The organism is Pseudomonas nitroreducens (genome assembly GCF_010994165.1).
GTDB classification, from domain to species: domain Bacteria; phylum Pseudomonadota; class Gammaproteobacteria; order Pseudomonadales; family Pseudomonadaceae; genus Pseudomonas; species Pseudomonas nitroreducens.
This window is the reverse complement of record NZ_WMBX01000005.1, coordinates 390498-413992: the sequence shown is the minus strand read 5'-3', so window position 1 is coordinate 413992 and position 23495 is coordinate 390498. Positions and strand designations below refer to the sequence as shown.

The 23495-nt window shown below is 65.6% G+C and carries 12 protein-coding genes; 2 read left to right on the top strand and 10 right to left on the bottom strand.

Translation table 11 applies throughout. From position 1 onward, the window contains the following. Window positions 1-49: 49 nt before the first annotated feature. The 6 genes from GJV37_RS23470 to GJV37_RS23445 form a co-directional block, all read right to left on the bottom strand. Entirely contained in the window at window positions 50-1327 is a 1278-nt protein-coding gene (locus GJV37_RS23470) for a bifunctional O-acetylhomoserine aminocarboxypropyltransferase/cysteine synthase (RefSeq protein ID WP_038803338.1), read from the bottom strand. A gap of 122 nt (window positions 1328-1449) precedes the next feature. After that, on the bottom strand, window positions 1450-2910 hold the full coding sequence (selO, locus tag GJV37_RS23465; RefSeq protein WP_193452979.1) for a protein adenylyltransferase SelO: 1461 nt from the start codon (window positions 2908-2910) through the stop codon (window positions 1450-1452). Window positions 2911-2968: 58 nt separating this feature from the next. Then, on the bottom strand, window positions 2969-6325 hold the full coding sequence (mscK, locus tag GJV37_RS23460; protein WP_084358656.1) for a mechanosensitive channel MscK: 3357 nt from the start codon (window positions 6323-6325) through the stop codon (window positions 2969-2971). An 83-nt stretch (window positions 6326-6408) separates the two neighbouring features. Further along, the gene (locus tag GJV37_RS23455) at window positions 6409-8151 is read right to left on the bottom strand and encodes a potassium/proton antiporter (protein ID WP_024764128.1); all 1743 of its coding nucleotides are present in this window, start codon (window positions 8149-8151) and stop codon (window positions 6409-6411) included. A gap of 100 nt (window positions 8152-8251) precedes the next feature. Further along, the gene (locus GJV37_RS23450; protein WP_065327411.1) at window positions 8252-8890 is read right to left on the bottom strand and encodes a hypothetical protein; all 639 of its coding nucleotides are present in this window, start codon (window positions 8888-8890) and stop codon (window positions 8252-8254) included. Window positions 8891-9112: 222 nt separating this feature from the next. Beyond that, complete coding sequence (locus GJV37_RS23445) at window positions 9113-10915, bottom strand: acyl-CoA dehydrogenase (protein ID WP_170858847.1); 1803 nt, start codon at window positions 10913-10915, stop codon at window positions 9113-9115. 178 nt (window positions 10916-11093) lie between these two features. Here GJV37_RS23445 and GJV37_RS23440 point away from each other — a divergent pair, with 178 nt between their 5' ends. Beyond that, the gene (locus GJV37_RS23440; RefSeq protein WP_170858848.1) at window positions 11094-11930 is read left to right on the top strand and encodes a 23S rRNA (adenine(2030)-N(6))-methyltransferase RlmJ; all 837 of its coding nucleotides are present in this window, start codon (window positions 11094-11096) and stop codon (window positions 11928-11930) included. Between the two features lie 108 nt (window positions 11931-12038). Here GJV37_RS23440 and msrA read toward each other — a convergent pair whose 3' ends face one another. The 4 genes from msrA to aceE all read right to left on the bottom strand — a co-directional run bounded on the left by msrA (window position 12039) and on the right by aceE (window position 20100). Continuing rightward, window positions 12039-12686 carry a peptide-methionine (S)-S-oxide reductase MsrA gene (gene msrA, locus GJV37_RS23435; RefSeq protein WP_024764124.1) on the bottom strand — a complete coding sequence of 216 codons (648 nt, stop codon included), beginning with the start codon at window positions 12684-12686 and terminating at the stop codon, window positions 12039-12041. Window positions 12687-12819: 133 nt separating this feature from the next. Next, window positions 12820-15519, bottom strand: coding sequence for a putative bifunctional diguanylate cyclase/phosphodiesterase (locus tag GJV37_RS23430; RefSeq protein WP_024764123.1), 2700 nt, complete (start codon window positions 15517-15519; stop codon window positions 12820-12822). A gap of 277 nt (window positions 15520-15796) precedes the next feature. Further along, window positions 15797-17440 carry a dihydrolipoyllysine-residue acetyltransferase gene (aceF, locus tag GJV37_RS23425; RefSeq protein ID WP_084358653.1) on the bottom strand — a complete coding sequence of 548 codons (1644 nt, stop codon included), beginning with the start codon at window positions 17438-17440 and terminating at the stop codon, window positions 15797-15799. Window positions 17441-17451: 11 nt separating this feature from the next. Next, window positions 17452-20100, bottom strand: coding sequence for a pyruvate dehydrogenase (acetyl-transferring), homodimeric type (aceE, locus tag GJV37_RS23420; protein WP_024764268.1), 2649 nt, complete (start codon window positions 20098-20100; stop codon window positions 17452-17454). Between the two features lie 244 nt (window positions 20101-20344). Between aceE and glnE the strand changes: the two genes are divergently transcribed. Beyond that, window positions 20345-23290 carry a bifunctional [glutamate--ammonia ligase]-adenylyl-L-tyrosine phosphorylase/[glutamate--ammonia-ligase] adenylyltransferase gene (glnE, locus tag GJV37_RS23415; protein ID WP_170858850.1) on the top strand — a complete coding sequence of 982 codons (2946 nt, stop codon included), beginning with the start codon at window positions 20345-20347 and terminating at the stop codon, window positions 23288-23290. Window positions 23291-23495 lie beyond the last annotated feature (205 nt).

Genomic DNA, 23495 nt, shown 5'->3' with positions numbered 1-23495 from the left:
GACCCGCGAATGAGGCGCCGGCCTGGCGCCTCATTCGGTTCCCACGGGATCAGGCCTTGGCGGCGTCAAGCGCCTGGGCGAGGTCGGCGAGGATGTCGTCGATGTGCTCGATGCCGATGGACAGGCGCACCATGTCGCGCGGTACGCCGGCCTTCTGCAGTTCTTCGTCGTTGAGCTGGCGGTGGGTGGTCGATGCCGGGTGGCAGGCCAGGGACTTGGCGTCGCCGATGTTGACCAGGCGCACCACCAGGTTCAGCGCATCGATGAAGCGCGCGCCGGCTTCCTGCCCGCCCTTGATGCCGAACGAGAGGATCGACGCGGGCTTGCCGCCCATGTAGCGCAGCGCCAGTTCCTGCTCGGGGTGGTCGGCGAGACCCGCATACTTCACCCAGCTGACCTGCGGGTGGTCCTGCAGGTATTGCGCGACTTTCACGGCGTTCTCGCAGTGGCGCTCCATGCGCAGGGCGAGGGTTTCCAGGCCTTGCAGGATGAGGAAGGCGTTGAACGGCGAGAGCGCGGCACCGGTGTTGCGCAGCGGCACGACACGGCAGCGGCCGATGAAGGCGGCGGGGCCGAAGGCTTCGGTGTAGGTCACGCCGTGATAGGACGGGTCGGGCGTGTTGAGCAGCGGGAAGCGTTCCTTGTTCTCGGCCCAGGGGAATTTGCCGGAGTCGACGACGATGCCGCCGATGCTGGTGCCGTGGCCGCCGATGTACTTGGTGAGCGAGTGCACGACGATGTCCGCGCCGTGTTCGAACGGGCGGCAGAGGATCGGCGTGGCGACGGTGTTGTCGACGATCAGCGGTACACCGTGGCGGTGCGCGGCGTCGGCCAGGGCCTGCAGGTCGACGATGTTGCCGGCCGGGTTGCCGATGGATTCGCAGAACACCGCCTTGGTGCGTTCGTCGATCAGCGCTTCGAGGGCGGCGATGTCGTCATGCGGCGCGAAGCGGGTCTGGATGCCGAAGCGCGGCAGGGTGTGGGCGAGCAGGTTGTAGGTGCCGCCGTAGAGCTTGGCCACCGAGACGATGTTGTCGCCGGCTTCGGCGACGGTCTGGATGGCGTAGGTGATGGCGGCCATGCCGGAGGCCACGGCCAGCGCTGCCACGCCGCCTTCCAGCGCGGCCACGCGCTCCTCCAGCACCGCGTTGGTGGGGTTCATGATTCGCGTGTAGATGTTGCCGGCGACTTTCAGGTCGAACAGATCGGCGCCGTGCTGGGTGTCGTCGAAGGCGTAGGAGCTGGTCTGGTAGATCGGCACGGCCACGGCCTTGGTGGTCGGGTCGGGGCTGTAGCCGGCGTGGATGGCCAGGGTTTCCGGTTTCATTGTTCGAGCGTCCTTGTGGCAGAAAGCCCCGAGGATGCGAGCGGCGCCCGGTCCCGGTCAATGACCGGGAGCAATCTGGCCAGGGCGTCGCTAGATCGCTTTTGGCTGAGCTTATAACCGGCTCAGGAGGAGCAACTGATCTCCAGATGCTTGCCCCAGTCCGGCGGACGGCGGGTGAAGGCTTCGGCGTGGGGCTGCTCTTCGAAGGGCCGGCTGAGCACTTCATGCAGGCGGCGCACGACGCTGAAGTCGCCCTGCTCGGCGGCTGTGATGGCTTCCTGGGCGAGGTAGTTGCGCAGGACGTAAAGCGGGTTGACGGCGTGCATGCGCGCGCGGCGTTCGTCCTGGCTGCCGCCTTCGCGCTCGACGCGAGCGCGGTAGTCGGCGGCCCAGGCGTCGAAGCCGGCCAGGTCGACGAAGTCGTCACGCACCACGGCCAGCGCCTGCTCCGGCGCCTGCTCGCCGAGGCGGCGGAAGAACAGCGAGTAGTCCACCGCGCCTTTCTGCATGCTCTGCAGCAGGCGCTGTACCAGCTCCAGGTCGCCATCCTCGGCAGTGGTGAAGCCCAGGCGCCGGCGCATCAGGTCCAGGTAGTGGGCCTGGTACAGTGGCAGGAACAGGTCCAGCGTGGCGCGCAGGTCATCGACTTCGACGAAGTGCACCAGCGTCTGGCCCAGCGCGGCGAGGTTCCAGTGGGCGATGGGCACCTGGTTGCTGAAGGAGTAGCGGCCGGTGTCGTCGGAGTGGTTGCAGATGTGGTTGGCGTCGAAGTCGTCGAGGAAGGCGTAAGGGCCGTAGTCGAAGGTGATGCCGAGGATCGACATGTTGTCGGTGTTCATCACGCCGTGGCAGAAACCGTAGGCCTGCCAGCAGGCGATCATCTGCGCGTTGCGCTCGACCACTTCGCGGAAGAATGCCAGGTAGGGCTTCTCGTCCTTCAGGCTGTCGGGGAAATACTCGCGCAGGACGAACTCGCCGAGCGTCTTCAACTGCTCTTCCTGCTGGGTGTAGTAGAAGTACTCGAAGTGGCCGAAGCGCACGTGGCTGGGCGCCATGCGCAGCAGCATGGCGCCGGTTTCCCGGGTCTCGCGCCACACCGTGGTACTGGATCCTGTGACGCACAGGGCGCGGCTGCTGGGGATGCCGAGGGCGTTGAGGTATTCGCTGGCGAGGAACTCGCGGATCGACGAGCGCAGCACGGCGCGGCCGTCGCCCATGCGCGAGTAGGGGGTCTGCCCGGCGCCCTTGAGGTGCAGGTCCCAGTGCTCGCCTGCAGCATTGACCACTTCGCCCAGCAGCAGCCCGCGGCCGTCGCCCAGGCGTGGGTTGTAGGAGCCGAACTGGTGCCCGGAATAGACCATGGCGCGCGGCTCGGCTTCTTCCCAGAGCTTGTGACCGGCGAAGATTTCCGCGAACACCGGGGTATCCGCCTCGCTCGGGTCGAGATCGAGCAGGGCCATGGCCGAGCGGCTGGCGACGACCAGGCGCGGGTCGGCGATGGGATCGGGCAGGACTTCGGTGGAAAACACGTCGCCCAGGCGGGCGAAGCGGTTATCGAAGGCGAGTTCGTCGAGCTTTTTCACAGGCTAACTCCGGACATGTCCGAGTATTGTGCTCGGATATGTCCGGAGGCGTCCAGCCTCAGGCCTTGTCGCCGTTGGGCTTGTCCTGGCTGATCTTCACGGGCGTGGCGGTGGGCTGCTGCTGGCCGACGATGACCTGGGCTTCCTGGCCCTGGAAGTTCTTCAGGAACACGTCGACCTGGTTGAAGGCCATGTCGATGCCGGCCTCGCGGAAGGCCAGGGCGATGCGAGTCAGGGTCTCGTCCACCGCCGGATTGCGGTCGCCCAGTTCGCGCACGTGGAAGCGCAGTTCGTAGTCGAAGGTGCTGGCGCTGATGGTGGTGAAGTACAGCACCGGTTCCGGGTCGCGCAGGATGCGCGGGTTGGCGTGGGCCGCGTCGAGCATGATCTTGCGCGCCAGCGGCAGGTCGCTCTCGTAGGCCAGACCGATCTTGATGGTCACCCGCGTCACGGTATCGCTCAGCGACCAGTTCACCAGTTGCCCGGTGATGAAGGTCTGGTTGGGGACGATGATTTCCTTGCGGTCGAAGTCGGTGATAGTGGTGGCGCGGATACGAATCCGGCTGACGGTGCCGGACAGCGTGCCGATGGTCACCACGTCGCCGATCCGCACCGGGCGCTCGAAGAGGATGATCAGGCCGGAGACGAAGTTGGAGAAGATCGCCTGCAGGCCGAAGCCCAGGCCTACCGACAGGGCGGCCACCAGCCATTGCAGCTTGTCCCAGCTCACCCCGAGGGTGGACAGCGCGCTGACGAAGCCGATGCCGCTGATGGTGTAGGACAGCAGGGTGGTGATGGCGTAGGCGCTGCCCTGGGCCAGGGTCAGGCGTTGCAGTACGAGCACTTCCAGCAGGCCGGGCAGGTTGCGCGCCAGGGCCACGGTGACAGCCGCGATGACCATGGCCATGAGGAAGTCGCTGAGGCTGATCGGCGTGGTGGAGGCCGCGTCGCCTGTGCCGCTGGTGTATTGGTAGAGGGTCACGTTGTCGAGGTACGAGACCACGCTGATCAGGTCGGCCCAGACCCAGTACAGGGTGACCACGAAGCCGATCAGCAGGCCCAGGCGGATCAGGCGCATGGACTGCTCGTTGATCTGCTCGATGCCCAGGGTGGGCTCTTCCACGACGACCTCGCTGCCCTCGATGCCTTCCTTGGGTGCGTTCTGCCGCTTCGCCAGGGCGCGCTGGTAGGCCAGGCGGCGCGCGGCGACGCCCATGCCGCGGACGAAGGTGGCTTCCACCACCATCCAGAACATCAGCAGGAACAAGGTGTCGATCAGCCGGTCGGTCAGCTTTAGCGCGGTGTAGTAGTAGCCGAAGCCCACGGCGAGGAACAATGCCACTGGCAGGGCAGTGAAGCCCAGGCCGACGACCATCTTGATCATCGACGGACGCTCGCTGGACGGGCTGTTGAACAGCAGCTGGGCGAGCAGCCAGGTCATGGCGCCATAGCCGAACAACACCACGGCGATGCCAATCACGTCATCGGCGAGGGACGCCGGTGAGTGCTCGGCGACGGTCACCACCGCGACCAGCGACATCACCACCAGGCCCAGTCGGCGCATCAGCTTGCCGAGGAACTGCACCTGCGACTGGCTCCAGTGGAAGTGTCGCTCGGCGATGCCGCCGGGGCGCAGGATACGGTGTGCGGTGTAGAACACCAGCCAGACCTGCGCCATCTCCAGCAGCGCACTGCCCAGGGTGGCGTTCTGCCCACGGGCGTCGAGCAGCAGGGCGAGGCCGGCGATGGCCAGGGCCAGCGTTCCGGGCAGCGCCAGCAGCACCGCGAGCAGTAGGGCCAGCGGGGTGTGCGCCTGGCTGTCACGCTTGAAGTGGCCGATGTCGTCGTTCAGCGATTCCAGCTTGTCGTAGAGGAACTTGCGCTTCCACAGCAGCCCGGCGACCAGCAGGAGCAGCGGCAGGAACAGGAAAGGCCGGTCGATCAGGCCTTCGAACAGCTCCTGCACACCCGATCCCCAGGGCACTTCGGCGAGCTGGTGGTGTAGCAGAGTCGGGGTCATCTTGAACCACGACAGGTCCAGCGGGCGGTTGCTGGGGATCCAGAACATCTGCTCGTCGAGGGTGGCGCGCAGGCTGTCGCTGGTTTCCTTGAGCTGCTTCTGGTTGAGCTGCAGCGTAATGGCTTCGTTGAGCAGCGCGTTGAGTTCGTGGTTGAGGCGCTCCATCAGCTCCAGGCGGGTATTCACCAGCTCGTTGAGGTCGTGGCGCAGTTGCGGTGTGACGCTTTCCTGGGCCTGCTGGGCAAGCAGGTTGTCGATGTAGAGCTGGGTGTTGTTGATTTCGTCGCGCTTCTGGTTCAACTCGAACTGGTAGAGACGCAGGTCGGCGATTTCGTCGGCGAGGTCCTGGTCGGTCTTGATCACCGGCAGCGATTGTTTCTGCTGGTAGAGGATCTTCGACAGCAGCAGGCTGCCGCGCAGCACGTTGATCTGCTCGTCCAGCGCCTGCTCGCCCTGGGTCAGGTTGTCCAGTTGCTGCTTGGCCTCCAGGTTGCGCCGGGTGAGCGTGTTAAGGCGGTCGGTGGTGCGCAGCAGGTAGTCGGAGAGCTTGAGGTTGGTGGCGCTCTGCTGGCTCAGCAGGCTGTCGGTGCCGGCAGCCTGGTCGGTGTCCTTGGACAGTTTGGCGACAGTCTGTTCGGATTGCTCGCGGCGCTTGTCGCTGATCATCGTCTGCAGTTCGAGGGTCTCGCGCTCCTCGCGGCCAATGCGTTCGGCGAGCAGGTCGCGCTGGCTGGAAGCGAGGTCGAGCAGCAGGTTGTTGCCGGCCAGTTGCTTGCGCAACAGCGGGTTCTGGGCAGTGAGCAGGGCCTGTTCGGCAAGCAGTTCGTTGCGATGCTCTTCGCTGAGCGTCTTGCTACCGTCCTTGCCGGCCTTGAGGATGCCGGCGATCTCCAGCAGGCGTGTCTGGTTCTTGCTCAGATCGGCCTGGGCGCGCTCGGGACGGGTCTGCGCAGTGAGGATGTCGCTCTTGGCGTCCACCAGTTCTTTCTGCCACGCGGCCAGTTGGGTGGACTGCTCGTTGAGGGTCATTTCCAGCTGGGTAGCGTTGAAACCGGCGTAGCGTTGGCTGGCGGGCTTGTCGCTGCTGCCCTTGAGGCGGCTGAGCGCCTTCTGGTTTTCATTGATCAGCTTGGGTGCGTCGGCCAGCTTGCCGTTCAGCTCCTGCAATTGCTGCTCGGCATCGGTCTTGGCGGCGAGCAGCTTGAGCGTGTTTTCCAGGGTGGCCTTGAGCGCTTTGGCGTCCGCCTCGGGCAGCTTGCGGTCGGCCAGACCGTCGAGGCTCTGTTGCACCTTTTCGGCGCTGGGCACGGTGGTATCGGCGGCCTGCGCGGGCAGGCCGGTGAACGCGCCGCACAGGAGGACGGCAGTCAGAAAGGTACGCAGCAGGAATGACATGGTCGCGATCAGCGGCTCGTGCAAAAAGTGGAGTGAGGGTAGTGCTGGCGGGCCGGCACCCGCAAGCGGGCACCGGTAGGCGGTCAGAGGAAGAGCCCGGGACCGGGACGGCCTTCCGGGAATTTGACCCCGACCTTGCGGATCTTGTTCCCGTCCAGGGCGGCAACGGTCCAGGTCAGGCCGTTCCATTCCACCTGGTCGCCGATGATCGCCTGGCCGCCGATTTCCTGGGCGATGAAGCGGCCCAGGTTCTGCTCGCCATCCACGCCTTCGAGCTTCAGGCCGTAAAGCGAGGCCACGGCGGAGAGCTGGGCGTCGCCCTCGAGGACGAAATCGCCGAAGAAGCGCGCGCTCAGGCCGCGGTCCGGCGCCTGACTGAACAGCTTGCCCAGCGGCGAGAGGTCATGCTCGTGGCCGATCACGCAGAGGATGTCGTCGGCTTCGAGGATGGTACTGCCCGAGGGGTGCAGCAACTGGGTGCCACGGAACAGCGCGGCGATTCGGGTGCCTTCGGGCATCTTCAGCTCGCGCAGGGCGGCGCCGATGCACCACTTTTCCTTGCTCAGGTGATAGACGAACAGCTCCCACTCGCTGGTGGGGTGGACTTCCAGGCCGGCGCGGGAGATCGGCGCCGGATCCGGTGGTACCACCACGCGCAACAGCTTGGCGGCCCAGGGCAGGCTGGTGCCCTGCACCAGCAGCGAGACCAGCACGATGAAGAAGGCGACGTTGAAGAACAGCTGGGCGTTGGGCAGCCCGGCCATCAGCGGGAACACCGCGAGGATGATCGGCACCGCGCCACGCAGGCCGACCCAGGCGATGAAGGCCTTCTCGCGACCATGGAAGGCGCGGAACGGCGCAAGGCCCACCAGCACCGACAGCGGACGGGCAAAGAGGATCATCCACAGCGCCAGGCCGAGAGCGGGCAGGGCGATGGGCCAGAGGTCGTGTGGCGTGACCAGCAGGCCGAGGACCAGGAACATGCCGATCTGCGCCAGCCAGGCCATGCCGTCGAGCATGTGCATGATGCCGTGGCGCGAGCGGATCGGCTGGTTGCCCAGCACCAGGCCACACAGGTAGATGGCCAGGATGCCGCTGCCGTGCACCGCGTTGGCCACGGCGAAGATCAGCAGGCCGCCGCTGATGGCCAGCAGCGGGTACAAGCCGTTGGCCAGGTGGATGCGATTGATCACCTGCAGCAGCAGCCAGCCGCCACCCAGGCCCAGTACCGAGCCGATGCCGAACTCGCGCAGGAAGTGCCAGAGGAAGCTCCAGGACAGGCCGCTCTCGCCGTGGGCAAGCATGTCGATCAGGGTAACGGTGAGGAATACCGCCATGGGGTCGTTGCTGCCCGACTCGATTTCCAGGGTCGCGGTGACCCGCTCGTTCAGGCCCTTGCCGCCCAGCAGCGAGAACACCGCCGCAGCGTCGGTGGAGCCGACGATGGCGCCGATCAGCAGGCCTTCCATCCAGCTCAGCTTGAACAGCCAGGCCGCGGCGATGCCGGTCAGCCCTGCGGTGATCAGCACCCCGGCAGTGGCCAGCGACAGCGCGGGCCAGAGCGCCACACGGAAACTCGACACCCGCGTGCGCAAGCCGCCGTCCAGCAGTATCACCGCCAGCGCCAGGTTGCCCACCAGGTAGGCCATGGGATAGTTCGAGAAACCGATGCCGCCGGGGCCGTCGGTGCCCGCGATCATGCCCACGGCGAGAAAGATGACCAGGATCGGGATGCCCAGGCGCGAGGACAGCGAGCTGACCAGGATGCTCATGCCGATCAGCACGGCAGCGATCAGGAAATAGCTGTTGATGGCCACGGCATCCAATATGTCGACCTCCTGGGGGATAGGGGAGTGGCGACGCTACTCGAGGATCAGGATGCAGGCCGCATGCCAATCGATTCTAACCTGCGGATTTACAAGGCTGTCAAAGGTTTGTTGAGGACCGTTCGACGGTGCTTTCAAGCCAGCCTGCGCTGCCTTGCCAGGTGGGCACCAGATTGAGCCCGGAGAGTGCGGTGGGCGCCCATTTCAGTGCCTCTTCCAGAGGCAGTCTGACGGCGTCCAGGCAGGATTGCCTGTCTCGTTGCAGGATGGCGCGGGCATTGGCGACCTCGCCGGCGATGCTGTGCCCGGCATCGGCGCTCAGGGCGCGAATCTGCGTGTGCCAGAGGTGGCGCGCCGAGCTGCCGGTGACGCCGCAACTGCCCAGCGGGTCGTAATAGGACGAGCCGAACTGCGCATAGCCGGCATTGACCAGTGCGTTGAAGTAGCGGCTCTGCGAGGTGATGGATTTGCTGTCTCCACCGCGCAGAACGGCAAGCCCGTCGCTCATGGCCTTGTCGATGTCCTTCAGGTAGTCGTCAGCGTGCTCGAAGGCTTCTGTGCTGGGTGCGCTGTAGATCGGCGAGGTGCTTGGCGAAAGGGCGGTGTCTCGCTGTTTGCCGTCGTCGGTCGACCCGGTGTTGAACAGGACGAGCGTGCAGCCCAGTGCTGCAGCGATAGCGAGCAGAGGCAGGAAGTTCTGGTAGTGGCGCTGGAGTGACGGGAGAGTGACGGTCTGCATGGCCATGGTCGAGAGGGATGGAGAATGCGCGGTCGCTATTCAATTGCATCTACCTCAGGCCTTGCTGTCGGTCGGTTCGGTGCTTCTTGTGGGAAGTATCCTCCAATTCTTTAGGCTGTCTTCTGTCAGCTTGTGGGGCGCTTCCGCGGTCGGCGATGCGGCCTTCATCCGGGCATAAAAAAGCCCCGGACGTGACCGGGGCATAAGGGACATACGAGACGCTTAGAACCAGGCGTCCTGCATGGTGGAACAGGTGTCGTCGCGGGCTTCGAGCAGCGCCAGGTCATGGTGGCAGGACGGCACTTCCCAGGTCAGGAAGTAGCGCGCGGCCTGTAGCTTGCCGCGGTAGAAGTCGGTGTCCGAAGCATCGCCTCGTGCAAGGCCCTCTTCGGCGCGGATGGCCTGCTCCAGCCAGCGCCAGCCGATCACGGCGTGGCCGAAGACCTTCAGGTACAGCGCGGAGTTGGCCAGGCCCTGGGCTACGCGGCCTTGCATCAGGTCGCCGAGCAGGCTCAGGGTGGTGGCCGACAGGCGCGCCATCAGTTGTTCCAGCGGCTCGCGCAGCTTGTCCAGCGACGGGTGCGCGCTGGCGCGCTCGCAGCACTGGTTGATCAGGCGGGTCAGCTGTTTCAGGCCGGCGCCGTTGTTCTGCGCCAGCTTGCGGCCGAGCAGGTCCAGCGACTGGATGCCGTGGGTGCCTTCGTGGATCGGGTTCAGGCGGTTGTCGCGGTAGTACTGCTCCACCGGGTATTCGCGGGTGTAGCCGTGGCCGCCGAGGATCTGGATAGCCAGTTCGTTGGCCTTCAGGCAGAACTCCGAGGGCCAGGACTTGACGATCGGAGTGAGCAGGTCGAGCAGTTCGTGGGCCTGCGTGCGCTCTTCCTCGGTGGGCAGGGTTTCGCAGTCGTCCACCAGGCGCGAGGCGTACAGGCCTAGGTCGAAGGCGCCCTCGACATAGGCCTTCTGGGTCAGCAGCATGCGCTTGACGTCGGTGTGCTGGATGATCGAGACGGGCGCCGAGGTCGGGTCCTTGGCATCCACCGGGCGGCCCTGCGGGCGCTCGCGGGCGTATTCCAGGGAGTACAGGTAGCCGGCGTAGCCGAGCATGATCGCGCCCATGCCGACGCCGATGCGCGCCTCGTTCATCATCTGGAACATGTAGGCCAGGCCGTGGTGCGGCTTGCCGACGAGGTAGCCAACGCACTCGCCCTTGTCGCCGAAGTTCAGCGCGGTGGAGGTGGTGCCGCGCCAGCCCATCTTGTGGAACAGGCCGGCCAGGGTCACGTCGTTGCGTGCGCCGAGGGAGCCGTCGTCGTTGACCAGGAACTTCGGCACGATGAACAGGCTGATGCCTTTCACGCCGGGCGGGGCGTCCGGCAGCTTGGCCAGGACCATGTGCACGATGTTCTCCGAGAGCGGGTGGTCGCCGCCGGAAATGAAGATCTTGTTGCCCTTGATCCGGTAGCTGCCGTCGGCGGCCGGTTCGGCGCGGGTGCGGATATCCGCCAGCGACGAGCCGGCGTGGGGCTCGGTCAGCGCCATGGTGCCGAAGAAGCGCGCGTCGATCATCGGCTGCAGGAACAGGCGTTTCTGTTCTTCGCTGCCGAAGGTCTCGATCAGGTGGCTGGCGCCCATGCTCAGCATCGGATAGGACGAGGTGGCGATGTTGGCCGACTGGAAGTGCGCGAAGCAGGCGCGCGACAGCAGATGCGGCAACTGCATGCCGCCCTGTTCGAAGCTGCGCGAGGCGTTCTGGAAACCGGCTTCGTTGAACGCATCCACTGCCGGCTTCACTTCCGGAATCAGCACCGCGCCGCCGTCGACGTACTGCGGTTCGTTCTCGTCGTTCTTGCGGTTGTGCGGGGCGAACAGCTCTTCGGCGATGCCGCGCGCGGTGGACAGGGCCGCATCGAAGGTCTCGCGGTTGTGGTCGGCGAAGCGTTCGCGCTGGGTCAGGGCCTCGGCGTCGAGCACTTCGTAGAGTTCGAAAGCGAGGTTGCGGGAGCTGAGCAGGGTCTCGGACATGGATCGACCTCCGTGGGAATCGGCGCAGTCTAGTCAGGTGAATGAAGCGCGCACAGAATCATCCATGAGCGTGATAAAGGGCTAAAACACTCGGCTCCCGGCAGGCCCCCGGCGACGGCGGACTCGCACCGCACCCGCCGCAGGACCTAAACTGCGCGCCTTGAGGAGTCCGCTATCCATGAACTACCGCCATGCCTACCACGCCGGCAACCACGCCGACGTGCTGAAACACATCGTCCTTGCCCGCATCTTCGCGCTGATGGCGCGCAAGGACACGCCCTTCGCCTATCTCGACAGCCATTCCGGCATCGGCCTGTACGACCTGCTGGGTAACGAAGCCAGCCGTACCGGTGAATGGGAGTCGGGCATCGGTCGCCTGTGGGAGCGCGATGACCTGCCGGAGCTGCTGCAGGACTACCTGGAGGTAGTCCGCGCGCTGAATCCCGATGGCGGGCTGGAGTTCTACCCCGGTTCGCCTGAGCTGGCGCGGCGCCTGACCCGCCCGCAGGACCGGGTGATGCTCAACGAGCTGCACCCGGAAGACGGCCGCCTGCTCAAGGCCAACATGGCTGGCGAGCGCCGCATCTCGGTGCATCAGGGCGATGGCTGGTTGCTGCCGCGGGCTTTCCTGCCGGTTTCCGAGAAGCGCGGGGTGCTGTTGATCGACCCGCCCTTCGAGCAGCCCGATGACCTGGAGCGCTGCGTAACCGCACTGGACGAAGCCATCGGCCGCATGCGCCAGACCGTGGTTGCCATCTGGTACCCGATCAAGGATCGCCGCCAGCTCAAGCGTTTCTACCAGCGCCTGGAAAAGAGCTCGGCGCCGAAGATGCTCCGCGTGGAGCTGTGCGTACATCCGGCCGACGCGGCCGACCGCCTGAATGGCTCCGGACTGGTCATTGCCAATCCACCGTGGCCGCTGGACGAGGAACTGCGCGGGCTGTTGCCCTGGCTGGCCCAGACGCTGGCGCAGAGTGAAGGCAGCAGCCAGGTGGACTGGCTGATCGCGGAATGAAAAAAGCCCTGGCAGTGCCGGGGCTTTTTCGTCATACGGGCTCGATCCCGATGATCTGGCGCAGGCGCCGTGCTGATCGCGGACGGAGCCCGTTCCTGCAGATATGGCTTACGCCGGCAGGCAGACGCCCGTGCCGCCCAGGCCACAGTAGCCGTTGGGGTTCTTCGCCAGGTACTGCTGGTGGTAGGCCTCGGCATAGTAGAACGGCGGCACCTCGCGGATTTCCGTAGTGATCTCGCCGTAGCCCTTGGCGCTCAGCTCCTTCTGGAAAGCCGCGCGGCTGGCGTCGATGGCAGCCTTCTGCGCCTGGTCGAACCAGTAGATCACCGAGCGGTACTGGGTGCCGGTGTCGTTGCCCTGGCGCATGCCTTGGGTCGGGTCGTGGGATTCCCAGAACACCTTGAGCAGCGCCTCGATGCTGGTTTCGCGCGGGTCGTACGCCACCAGCACCACTTCGCTGTGGCCGGTCAGGCCGGAACAGACTTCGTCGTAGGTCGGGTTCGGCGTGAAGCCGCCGGCATAACCCACCGCGGTCACCCAGACGCCCGGCTGCTGCCAGAAGCGCCGCTCGGCGCCCCAGAAGCAGCCCAGGCCGACAACGATCTGCTGCACGCCGGCGGGGAAGGGTGCAGTCAGCGGGTGGCCATTGACGTAATGCGCTTCGGGCACCGGCATCGGGCTCTCGCGCCCCGGCAGGGCCTGGGCGGAGCTGGGCAGTTCCAGTTTGTGGGCAAGTATCTGCGAGCGCAGGGTCATGGCATTCGTCTCCTGTCGAATAGGGGCGGCAATAGACTCGGGTACTCGCCGAAGATTACAGCGTTTGTTTTGCTTTGCGGGAGGTTTGAGACAGCTCGTGCGAATGGCTGCGGGCACGCCGCGCCAGAGTCGTTCAATGCGGGCGGCAGGGGTAGCGCTGCAGGCTGGAGGAGAGGTCGTGGCTGGGGATGGGCTTGTCGAACAGGTAGCCCTGGCCGATGTCGCAGCGGTTGCGCCGCAGGAAGGCCAGCTGGGCGGCGGTCTCGACGCCTTCGGCAACCACCTGCAGCTTGAGGTTGTGCGCCATGGCGATCACCGCCGAGGTGATCTCCATGTCGTCCTGGTTGTCCGGGATGTCCTTGATGAAGCTGCGATCGATCTTGATCACGTCGATGGGGAATTTCTTCAGGTAGCTCAGCGACGAGTAACCGGTGCCGAAGTCGTCCATGGCCAGGGTCAGGCCGAGGTTCTTCAGGCGTTCCAGCTGCTGGCGGGTGTCGTCGGTGGCGTCAAGCAGCAGGCTTTCGGTCAACTCCAGTTCCAACTGCGAGGCCGGGATGCTTTCCTCGTGGAGGATCGCGGCGATGGAGCCGACCAGGTCCGGATCGCTGAACTGCTTGGGCGACAGGTTGATCGCCATGTGCAGCTCGCCCAGGCCTTTGGCGGCCAGTTCCCGCACCTGGCGGCAGGCCTGGCGGATCACCCACTTGCCGATGGGGATGATCAGGCCGGTTTCCTCGGCCACGCTGATGAATTGGTCCGGGCGGATCATGCCCTTCTCCGGGTGCTGCCAGCGCAGCAACGCTTCCAGGCCCAGCAGCGCACCGCTGCGCAGGCACAGCTTGGGCTGGTAGTGCACGGCCAGTTCGTCCTGCACCAGCGCGCGGCGCAGGTTGCTCTCGACGAACAGCTTGTAGCTGGCCTCGGCGGTCATCGCCTCGGTGAAGGTCTGCACCTGGTGCTTGCCATTGGCCTTGGCCTTGTGCAGCGCAAGACCCGCGTGCTTCATCAGCGTCTGCGGATCCTGACCGTGTTGCGGCGCGTAGGCGATGCCCACGGAGCCGGTGATGCTGATCAGCTGGTTGTCGACGAACAGCGGCTTATCGAGCACAGAGAGAATCTGCGCTGCAATCTTCTCGCCACGGCCGGCCACGGACTCTTCCAGCAGTACGGCGAATTCGTTGCTGGCGAAGCGCGCCAGGGTGGCGCTGTCACTCAGGCTGCTGCGCAGGCGGCGGGCGAGGTTGGCCAGCAGTTTGTCGCCGGTCTGGTGGCCGAGGCTGTCGTTGATCCGCTTGAAATTGTCGATGTCCACCAGCAGCAGGCTCAGCGAGTGCTCGCTGCCCACCTGCAGGCGTTCTTCCAGGGCATTGATGAAGAAGTGCCGGTTGGCCAGGCCCGTGAGATTGTCGCGGTAGGCGAGCTTCTCGATGTGCTGCTGGGCCAGCTTGCTCTGGGTGATGTCTTCGTAGATGCCGATGTAGTGGGTCAGCTCGCCCTTGTCGTCGTAGACCTTGGACAGCGACAACTGGCCCCAGTAGGGCTCCAGATTCTTGCGCCGGCTGCGGAACTCGCCCTGCCAGCTGTTCTGCGTGACCAGGGTGGAGCGCGCATCGAACAGCAGTTCGCTGAGATTCGCCAGTGCCGGTAGCTCCGGCAGGCGGCGGCCGCGCACTTCGTCGGCGCCGTACTGGGTGATGGCGGTGAAGCTCGGGTTGACGTACTCCACCAGGCCCTCGCGGTCGATCAGCAGGAAGGCGCTGGCGCTCTGTTCGACGGCGCGCTGGAACAGGTGCAGGGCGCTGGAGACGTTGCGCCGCTCGTGGTTCATCAGCACCTGGGCGTACTGGTCGGCCAGCTCCCCGGCGAAGGCTATCTCGTCGCTCTGCCACATGCGCACTTCGCCGACATGCTCCAGGCAGAGCACGCCGACCACTTCGCCACCGACGCGGATGGTGGCGTCGAGCATGGCGCTGATGCCCTGCGGGCGCAGGTAGCGCATGGCCAGCTCCTGGGTGCGCGGGTCCTGCTGGGCGTTATGGGCGTCGATGGCGCGGCCGCTATGCACCGCGTCAAGGTAATTGGGGAAGTGGCTGGCGTCGATATCCTGCGGCTTTTCGTACTGGTCGGTATCGCGGCGGTAGATGGTCACCGCTTCCAGGCGATGGTCCGGGTGCAGGCGCCAGATGCCGGCGCGGGCGACATCGTAGGCCTCGCAGGCGGCCTGGGCGATCAGTTGCGCGGCTTCCAGCAGCGGGTCGCTGGACAGGTAGCGGTGCCGCGCCAGACGCACGATGAGGTTCTGCTGGGTACGCGAGCGCACCAGGTGCTGCAGGTGTTCGTCCTGGGAGCGCTGGTACATCTCCAGGGACATCTTCAGGCGGATGTTCTGAGCCTCGAGGTCCAGCAGGCGCGGGTCCAGCTCGGTTTCGTGCTCGTCCGCCTCGGTCTGTAGCAGGTAGCCGTGGAGCAGTTGGCGGCCGTGCTGCTGGAAGGCTTCGCCGACCTCCAGCACGTTCAGCGTGCCGCGTGGCGAATGGAGCAGGTAGCGCACCCGGTAACGGCCGTCCCTGAGCAGTTGCTGCTGCACCTGCTCGTGCAGGCGATGACGCGCTTCGGGCTCCATCAGGCTGGCGTAGGGGGCGTCGAGGATGCCGCAGAGGTCCTGGGCCGGGACGCCGATCTGGCGTTCGCAGCCGGGGTCGAGGAACAGCAGGGTCCAGCTGGGCTCGTTCAGGCGCTCGAAGCGCAGCATCCCGAGCCTCGACGGGACGGGAAGCTGCGTGACAACCTCGGCCGCCTGACGGCTGGCGGCATCGGGATGACTCTTCATGCGCGGGAGATTTCCAGGGTGCTGGATGGGGTACTTCGCCCCACCCGACTTCTATGGGCGTTGGCAAGATTTGCATGAGGCACGGGGCCATGACAAGCCAAGACTGTATCGGCCGTCACAGTGGGAAGTTGAGTCAGCGGCGGGCGCTGGGCCTGACCGCCGGTCCGGCAAAAAGAAGCCCCGCCATCCGGCAGGGCTGGAGAGAACGAGCGTGGCGTGCTCGTCGAGAGGAAGGGCCGGGCGAACCGGCCCCTTGCAACACTTACAGCAGCCGCACTTACAGGAGCAGGGTGCGGATATCGCCCAGCAGGTCCGACAGGCGCTTGGTGTAGCGCGCGGCGGCTGCCCCGTTGATCACGCGGTGATCGTAGGACAGCGACAGCGGCAGCATCAGGCGCGGCTGGAAGGCCTTGCCATCCCACACCGGCTGCATGGTCGCCTTGCTGACACCCAGGATCGCCACTTCCGGCGCGTTGACGATCGGCGTGAAGCCGGTGCCGCCAATGTGGCCGAGGCTGGAGATGGTGAAGCAGGCGCCCTGCATGGCGTCGGCGGAGAGCTTCTTGGTGCGCGCTTTCTCGGCCAGTTCGGCGGCTTCGGCGGCGAGTTGCAGGAGGCTCTTCTGGTCGACGTTCTTGATCACCGGGACCAGCAGGCCGTCCGGTGTGTCCACGGCGAAGCCGATGTGCACGTACTTCTTGCGGATCAGCGCCTTGCCGCTGGGGGCCAGCGAGCTATTGAAGTCCGGCATTTCCTTGAGCAGGTGGGCACAGGCCTTGAGCAGGATCGGCAGCACGGTCAGCTTGACGCCGGCCTTCTCCGCGACGGCCTTCTGGGCCACGCGGAAGGCTTCCATCTCGGTGATGTCGGCCGAGTCGAACTGGGTCACGTGCGGCACGTTCAGCCAGCTGCGGTGCAGGTTGGCGGCGCCGACCTGCATCAGGCGGGTCATCGCCACTTCTTCCACTTCGCCGAACTTGCTGAAGTCGACTTCCGGGATCGGCGGGATGCCTGCGCCACCGGTAGCGCCGGCCGGAGCCGACTTGGCGCGCTGCAGTTGTTCCTTGACGAACAGCTGCACGTCTTCCTTGAGGATGCGGCCTTTCGGGCCGGTGCCTTTGACTTCGCTCAGCTCGACGCCGAACTCGCGGGCGACCATGCGCACCGCGGGGCCGGCGTGGACCTTGGCGCCGTCACGGCTGGGCGCGCCCACCGGAGCGGCTTCCGCAGCCTTGGCCGGCGCGGCAGCCGGTGTCTGGGCGGCGGCCGGAGCGGCAGCGGCGGGAGCCGGAGCAGCCGCCGGAGCTGGTTCAGCAGCAGCCGGGGCAGCAGCGCCCGCGACCTTCAGCTTGAGGATCAGGTCACCGGTGCCGACTTCGTCACCGACCTTGATCGACACGCTTTCCACCACGCCGGCAGCCGGCGAGGGGATTTCCATGCTGGCCTTGTCCGACTCCAGGGTGATCAGCGACTGGTCGGCCTCGACCGTGTCGCCGGCTTTCACCATGACTTCGATGACGTTGGCCTTGCCGGCCGAGCCGATGTCCGGGACGTGGATGTCCTGGACGCTGGCGCCAGCGGCAGGTGCGGCAGCCGGCGCCGGGGCAGCGGCCGGAGCCTCTGCCTTCGGAGCCTCGGCGGCCGGAGCCGGCGCTTCCGCCTTGGGCGCTTCGGCGGCAGCCGAACCCCCCTCGACTTCCAGCTCGAGGATCTCGTCGCCTTCCTTCAGGGTGTCGCCCACCTTGACCTTCAGGCTCTTCACCACGCCGGCTTTCGGCGAGGGGATTTCCATGCTGGCCTTGTCGGATTCCAGGGTCAGCAGGCTCTGGTCGGCCTCGACGGTGTCGCCGACCTTGACCAGCAGTTCGATCACTTCGCCCTGACCATTGCCGATGTCGGGTACACGAATCAGTTCGCTCATCGTGCCTCTCCTCAGCAGTCCAGCGGGTTGCGTTTTTCGGGGTTGATGCCGAACTTGGCGATGGCTTCGGCCACGACCTTGGGTTCGATATCACCGCGATCGGCCAGGGCTTCCAGTGCGGCCAGCACGACCCAGTGGCGGTCGACTTCGAAGAAGTCGCGCAGCTTGCGGCGGCTGTCGCTGCGGCCGAAGCCATCGGTGCCCAGGACCTTGAATTCCTTGCTCGGCACCCACTGGCGGATCTGCTCGGCGTAGAGCTTCATGTAGTCGGTGGAGGCGATGACCGGACCCTTGCGGCCGGACAGGCACTCTTCGACGTAGCTCTGTTTGGGCTTCTGACCCGGGTGCAGGCGGTTCCAGCGCTCCACGGCCAGGCCGTCGCGGCGCAGTTCGTTGAAGCTCGGAACGGACCAGACGTCGGCGCCGATGCCGAAGTCTTCGCGCAGGATCTTCGCGGCGGCTTCGACTTCGCGCAGGATGGTGCCCGAACCCAGCAGCTGCACGTGATGCGCGGCGTCCTTCTTGTCTTCATCGAGCAGGTACATGCCCTTGATGATGCCTTCCTCGGCGCCCTTGGGCATGGCCGGCTGGACGTAGTTCTCGTTCATCACGGTGATGTAATAGAAGATGTCCTGCTGCTCTTCGATCATCTGCCGCGAGCCTTCGCGGATGATCACCGCCAGCTCGTACGCGTAGGTCGGATCGTAGGTGCGACAGTTCGGGATGGTCGCCGCCAGCAGGTGGCTGTGACCGTCTTCGTGCTGCAGGCCTTCACCGTTCAGGGTGGTACGGCCGGCGGTGCCGCCGATCAGGAAGCCGTGCGCGCGGCTGTCGCCAGCGGCCCAGGCCAGGTCGCCGATACGCTGGAAGCCGAACATCGAGTAGAAGATGTAGAACGGCAGCATCGGCTGGTTGTGCGTGGAGTACGAGGTACCCGCAGCGATCCAGCTGGACATGGCGCCGGCTTCGTTGATGCCTTCCTCGAGGATCTGACCTTTCTTGTCCTCGCGGTAGAACATCACCTGGTCTTTATCCACCGGCTCGTACAGCTGGCCGACGGAGGAGTAGATGCCCAACTGGCGGAACATGCCTTCCATACCGAAGGTACGGGCTTCGTCCGGCACGATCGGGACGATGCGCGGGCCGAGTTCCTTGTCCTTGACCAGCTGCGAGATGATCCGCACGAAAGCCATGGTGGTGGAGATTTCGCGGTCGCCCGAGCCGTCGAGCATGGCCTTGAGGGTTTCCAGCGGGGGAACCGGGACCTGGAAGCTCTTCTCGCGGCGAACCGGCATCACGCCGCCCAGCGCGGCACGGCGGGAAGCCAGGTACTTGGCTTCGGCGCTGCCTTCCTCGGGGCGGTAGAACGGCAGGTTTTCCAGATCGTCATCCTTGATCGGGATGTCGAACTTGTCGCGGAACGACTTCAGCGACTCGACGTCGACCTTCTTGACGTTGTGCGCGATGTTCTTCGCTTCGCCCGAGCCGGTACCGTAGCCCTTGATGGTCTTGGCCAGGATGACGGTGGGCTGGCCCTTGTGGTTGACCGCCTGGTGGTAGGCCGCATAGACCTTGTAGGGATCGTGGCCGCCACGGTTGAGTTTCCAGATCTCTTCGTCGGAGAGGTCCTTGACCATCTCCAGCAGCTCCGGACGGGCACCGAAGAAGTGCTCACGCACGTAGGCGCCGTCTTTGGCCTTGTAGTTCTGGTACTCGCCGTCGATGACCTCGTCCATGCGCTGCTGCAGCAGGCCGGCGGTGTCCTTGGCGAACAGCGGGTCCCAGAAGCGACCCCAGACCACCTTGTTGACGTTCCACTCGGCGCCACGGAACACGCCTTCGAGTTCCTGGATGATCTTGCCGTTGCCGCGAACCGGGCCGTCGAGGCGCTGCAGGTTGCAGTTGATGACGAAGATCAGGTTGTCCAGCTTCTCGCGGCCGGCCAGGGAGATCGCGCCCAGGGATTCAGGCTCGTCGCACTCGCCGTCGCCCATGAAGCACCAGACCTTCTGCTTGCCGGCGGGGATGAAGCCGCGGCTTTCCAGGTACTTCATGAAGCGCGCCTGGTAGATCGCCTGGATCGGGCCCAGGCCCATGGAAACGGTCGGGAACTGCCAGAAGTCCGGCATCAGCCAGGGGTGCGGGTAGGAGGACAGGCCGTTGCCGTCCACTTCCTGGCGGAAGTTGTTCAGCTGGTCTTCGCTGATGCGGCCTTCGAGGAAGGCGCGGGCGTAGACGCCGGGGGAGGCGTGGCCCTGGAAGAACACCAGGTCGCCGCCGTGTTCGTCGGTCGGGGCCTGGAAGAAGTAGTTGAAGCCCACGTCATAGAGGGTCGCCGAGGAGGCGAAGGAGGAGATGTGGCCACCCAGATCCGGGTCGTTCTTGTTGGCCTTCATCACCATCGCCAGGGCGTTCCAGCGCACCAGGGAGCGGATGCGGCGCTCCATGAACAGGTCGCCGGGCATGCGCGCTTCGTGGGTCACCGGGATGCTGTTGCGGTACGGCGTGGTGATGGCGTAGGGCAGTTGGGTGCCGGACCGGCTGGCCAGCTCGCCCATGCGGGTCATCAGGTAATGGGCGCGGTCTTCACCTTCACGGTCCAGGACCGATTCCAGGGCGTCCAGCCATTCCTGGGTTTCGACGGGATCGAGGTCTTGCATGGCTTGCTCCAGGGCGGAAAGGCTTCCAGAATCGGAAGCCAGTAGATCGTTGCCGATAGCTGCGCCAACCTCGTGGGCGACGCGGCGAATTCTTGGAAGTGCTCCGGGGGTACGCCCGGCGGGTTGTAGTTTTACTACAAATCGCCAGCGGATACATCCCTCCGCCAGAAAAAGTTAGTAGTAAAACTACAGGGGCGCGAAAAGACAGGAATGCCGGCGCCTCGCCGACCACTCAGGATAGACCATGAGCCTGCCGTCCCTGGCCGCTTTGCCGGCCACCCTCAAGCCCCTCGCCGAGCGGGCTGAGCAGAATTTCCGCATTGCCATCGCCGCGTTTTCCCCCGAGCAGATCGCCAGCTTCGACAGCTGGTCCGACGAGCGGCACGCCGACTTCTTCCGCGTCACTGCCGGCAGCGATTTCGTTGCCGAGCAGGTCCAGCGCGATCCTGCCTTTCTATTGGAACTGGCCGCGACCGGTGAGCTGGAGCGCGTCCTGCAGCCCGGCGAAATGGGCGCACAGCTGGAAGCGCTGCTGGCCGATTGCGCCGACGAGGACGAACTGGGCCGCCGCCTGCGTCGCTTCCGTCGGCGCCAGCAGGTGCGCATCATCTGGCGCGACCTGAGCCGCCGCAGCGACCTGGCGGGTACCTGCCGCGACCTGTCGGACCTCGCCGACGCCTGCATCGACCAGTCCCTGGCCTGGCTCTACCAGCGCCACTGCCAGCAGTTCGGCGTGCCCATCGGCAATCGCTCGGGCCTGCCGCAGAAGATGATCGTGCTGGGCATGGGCAAGCTGGGCGCGGGTGAGTTGAACCTGTCTTCGGACATCGACCTGATCTTCGGTTACCCCGAGGGTGGCGAAACCCAGGGCGCCAAGCGGGCGCTGGACAATCAGGAGTTCTTCACCCGTTTAGGGCAGAAGCTGATCAAGTCGCTGGACGCCATCACCGTCGAGGGCTTCGCCTTCCGCGTCGACATGCGCCTGCGCCCTTACGGTTCCAGCGGCCCGCTGGTACACAGCTTCGCCGCGCTGGAGCAGTACTACCAGGACCAGGGCCGCGACTGGGAACGCTACGCGATGATCAAGGCCCGCGTGGTCGGTGGCGACCAGGAGGCTGGTCAGCGCCTGCTGGAGCTGCTGCGCCCCTTCGTTTACCGCCGCTACCTGGACTTTTCCGCCATCGAGGCGCTGCGCACCATGAAGCAGCTGATCCAGCAGGAAGTCCGGCGCAAGGGCATGAGCGAGAACATCAAGCTGGGCGCTGGCGGCATCCGCGAGGTGGAGTTCATCGCCCAGGCCTTCCAGTTGATCCACGGCGGCCGTGACCTCAGCCTTCAGCAGCGGCCGCTGCTGCGCGTGCTGGCGATCCTCGAGGGGCAGGGCTACCTGCCGCCGCAGGTGGTCGCCGAGTTGCGCGAGGGGTACGAATTCCTGCGTTACGCCGAGCACGCCCTGCAGGCCATTGCCGATCGGCAGACGCAGATGCTCCCGGAGGACGAACTCGAGCGAATCCGCGTCGCCTTCATCATGGGCTTCGCCAACTGGTCGGCGTTCCACCAGGCCACCAACCAGTGGCGCGATCGCATCGACTGGCATTTCCGCCAGGTCATCGCCGATCCGGACGAGGACGAAGACGGCCAGGTCGACACCACCATCGGCGGCGAATGGATTCCGCTCTGGGAAGAGGCGGTGGACGAGGAGTCCGCCTGCCGACAGTTCGCCGATGCCGGGTTCGCCGAGCCCGCACAGGCCTGGAAGCGCCTGACCGACCTGCGCAATGGGCCGCAGGTGCGCGCCATGCAGCGCCTGGGCCGTGAGCGGCTGGATGCCTTCATGCCGCGCCTGCTGAACATGATCGCCGAGCGCGGTCCGGCGGACGTGTTGCTGGAGCGCGTATTGCCGCTGATCGAGGCGGTGGCGCGGCGTTCCGCCTATCTGGTGCTGCTCACCGAGAACCCCGGTGCGCTGGAGCGCCTGCTGACCCTCTGCGCGGCCAGCCCGATGGTGGCGGAGCAGATCGCCCGCTTCCCGATCCTGCTCGACGAGCTGTTGAATGAGGGGCGGCTGTTCCGTCCGCCGCAGGCCGCCGAGCTGGGTGCCGAGCTGCGCGAACGGCTGATGCGCATCCCCGAGGACGACCTCGAGCAGCAGATGGAAACCCTGCGTCACTTCAAGCTGGCCCATGGCCTGCGCGTGGTGGCCTCGGAGATCGCCGGCACCCTGCCTTTAATGAAAGTCAGCGATTATCTGACCTGGCTGGCCGAAGCGATCCTCGAACAGGTGCTGAGTCTGACCTGGGACCAGCTGGTGCAGCGCCACGGCCGGCCGACCCGCGTCGACGGGACGCCCTGCGATCCGGACTTCATCATCATCGGCTACGGCAAGTCCGGCGGCCTGGAACTGGGCCACGGCTCCGACCTGGACCTGGTGTTCATCCACGATGGCGACCCGCAGAGCGAGACCGACGGTGCCAAGCCCATCGATGGGGCGCAGTTCTATACGCGCCTGGGGCAGAAGATCATTCACTTCCTCACCGCGCAGACGCCCTCGGGCATGCTCTACGAAGTGGACATGCGCCTGCGCCCCAGCGGTGCCTCCGGCCTGCTGGTCAGTTCGCTGCGCGCCTTCGAGGCCTACCAGTTGGGCGAGGCCTGGACCTGGGAGCACCAGGCGCTGGTGCGCGCCCGCGTGCTCGCCGGCTGCCAGCGGGTGGCCAGGGCCTTCGAGGCGATCCGCGCGAAAGTGCTGGGCCAGCAACGCGATCTGCCGGAGTTGCGCAAGGAGGTCAGCGAGATGCGCGCGAAGATGCGCGACAACCTCGGCACCCCCAGCACTGTCGCCGGCACCGCGCCGAATGCCTTCGAGGCCGCGGCCCCGTTCGATCTCAAGCAGGATGCCGGTGGTATCGTCGATATCGAATTTATGGTGCAATACGCGGCCCTGGCCTGGTCGTGGCAGCACCCGGAGCTGGTGGAGTTCACCGACAATATCCGCATCCTGGAAGCGCTGGAGCGGGTCGGGTTGATGTCCGGCGAGGATGTCCTGATGTTGCAGGACGCCTACAAGGCTTACCGGGCGGCGGCGCACCGATTGTCCCTGCAGAAGCAGCCGGGCGTGGTAAGCGGCGACCACTTCCATGCGGAGCGGCGCATGGTGATGCAGATGTGGAAAGCCTTCGAGCTGACCTGATTCGCTGCGATTTCCCTCCCCTGGGCTTTTGAACGATGGAGCCAGCATCCGGCGGGATGATGTTCGCCGGAGCGGCCCGCGCTGTCAGTTGTGTTGTGCGGGCCTATGAATGTCAGGAACGAGGCGCGTGATGCCATTGCGCCAGGTCACAGGGAGTGACGAAAACTGTCCGGCCGAAAGAGCGGCTGGGCTAGACTGCCGGCAT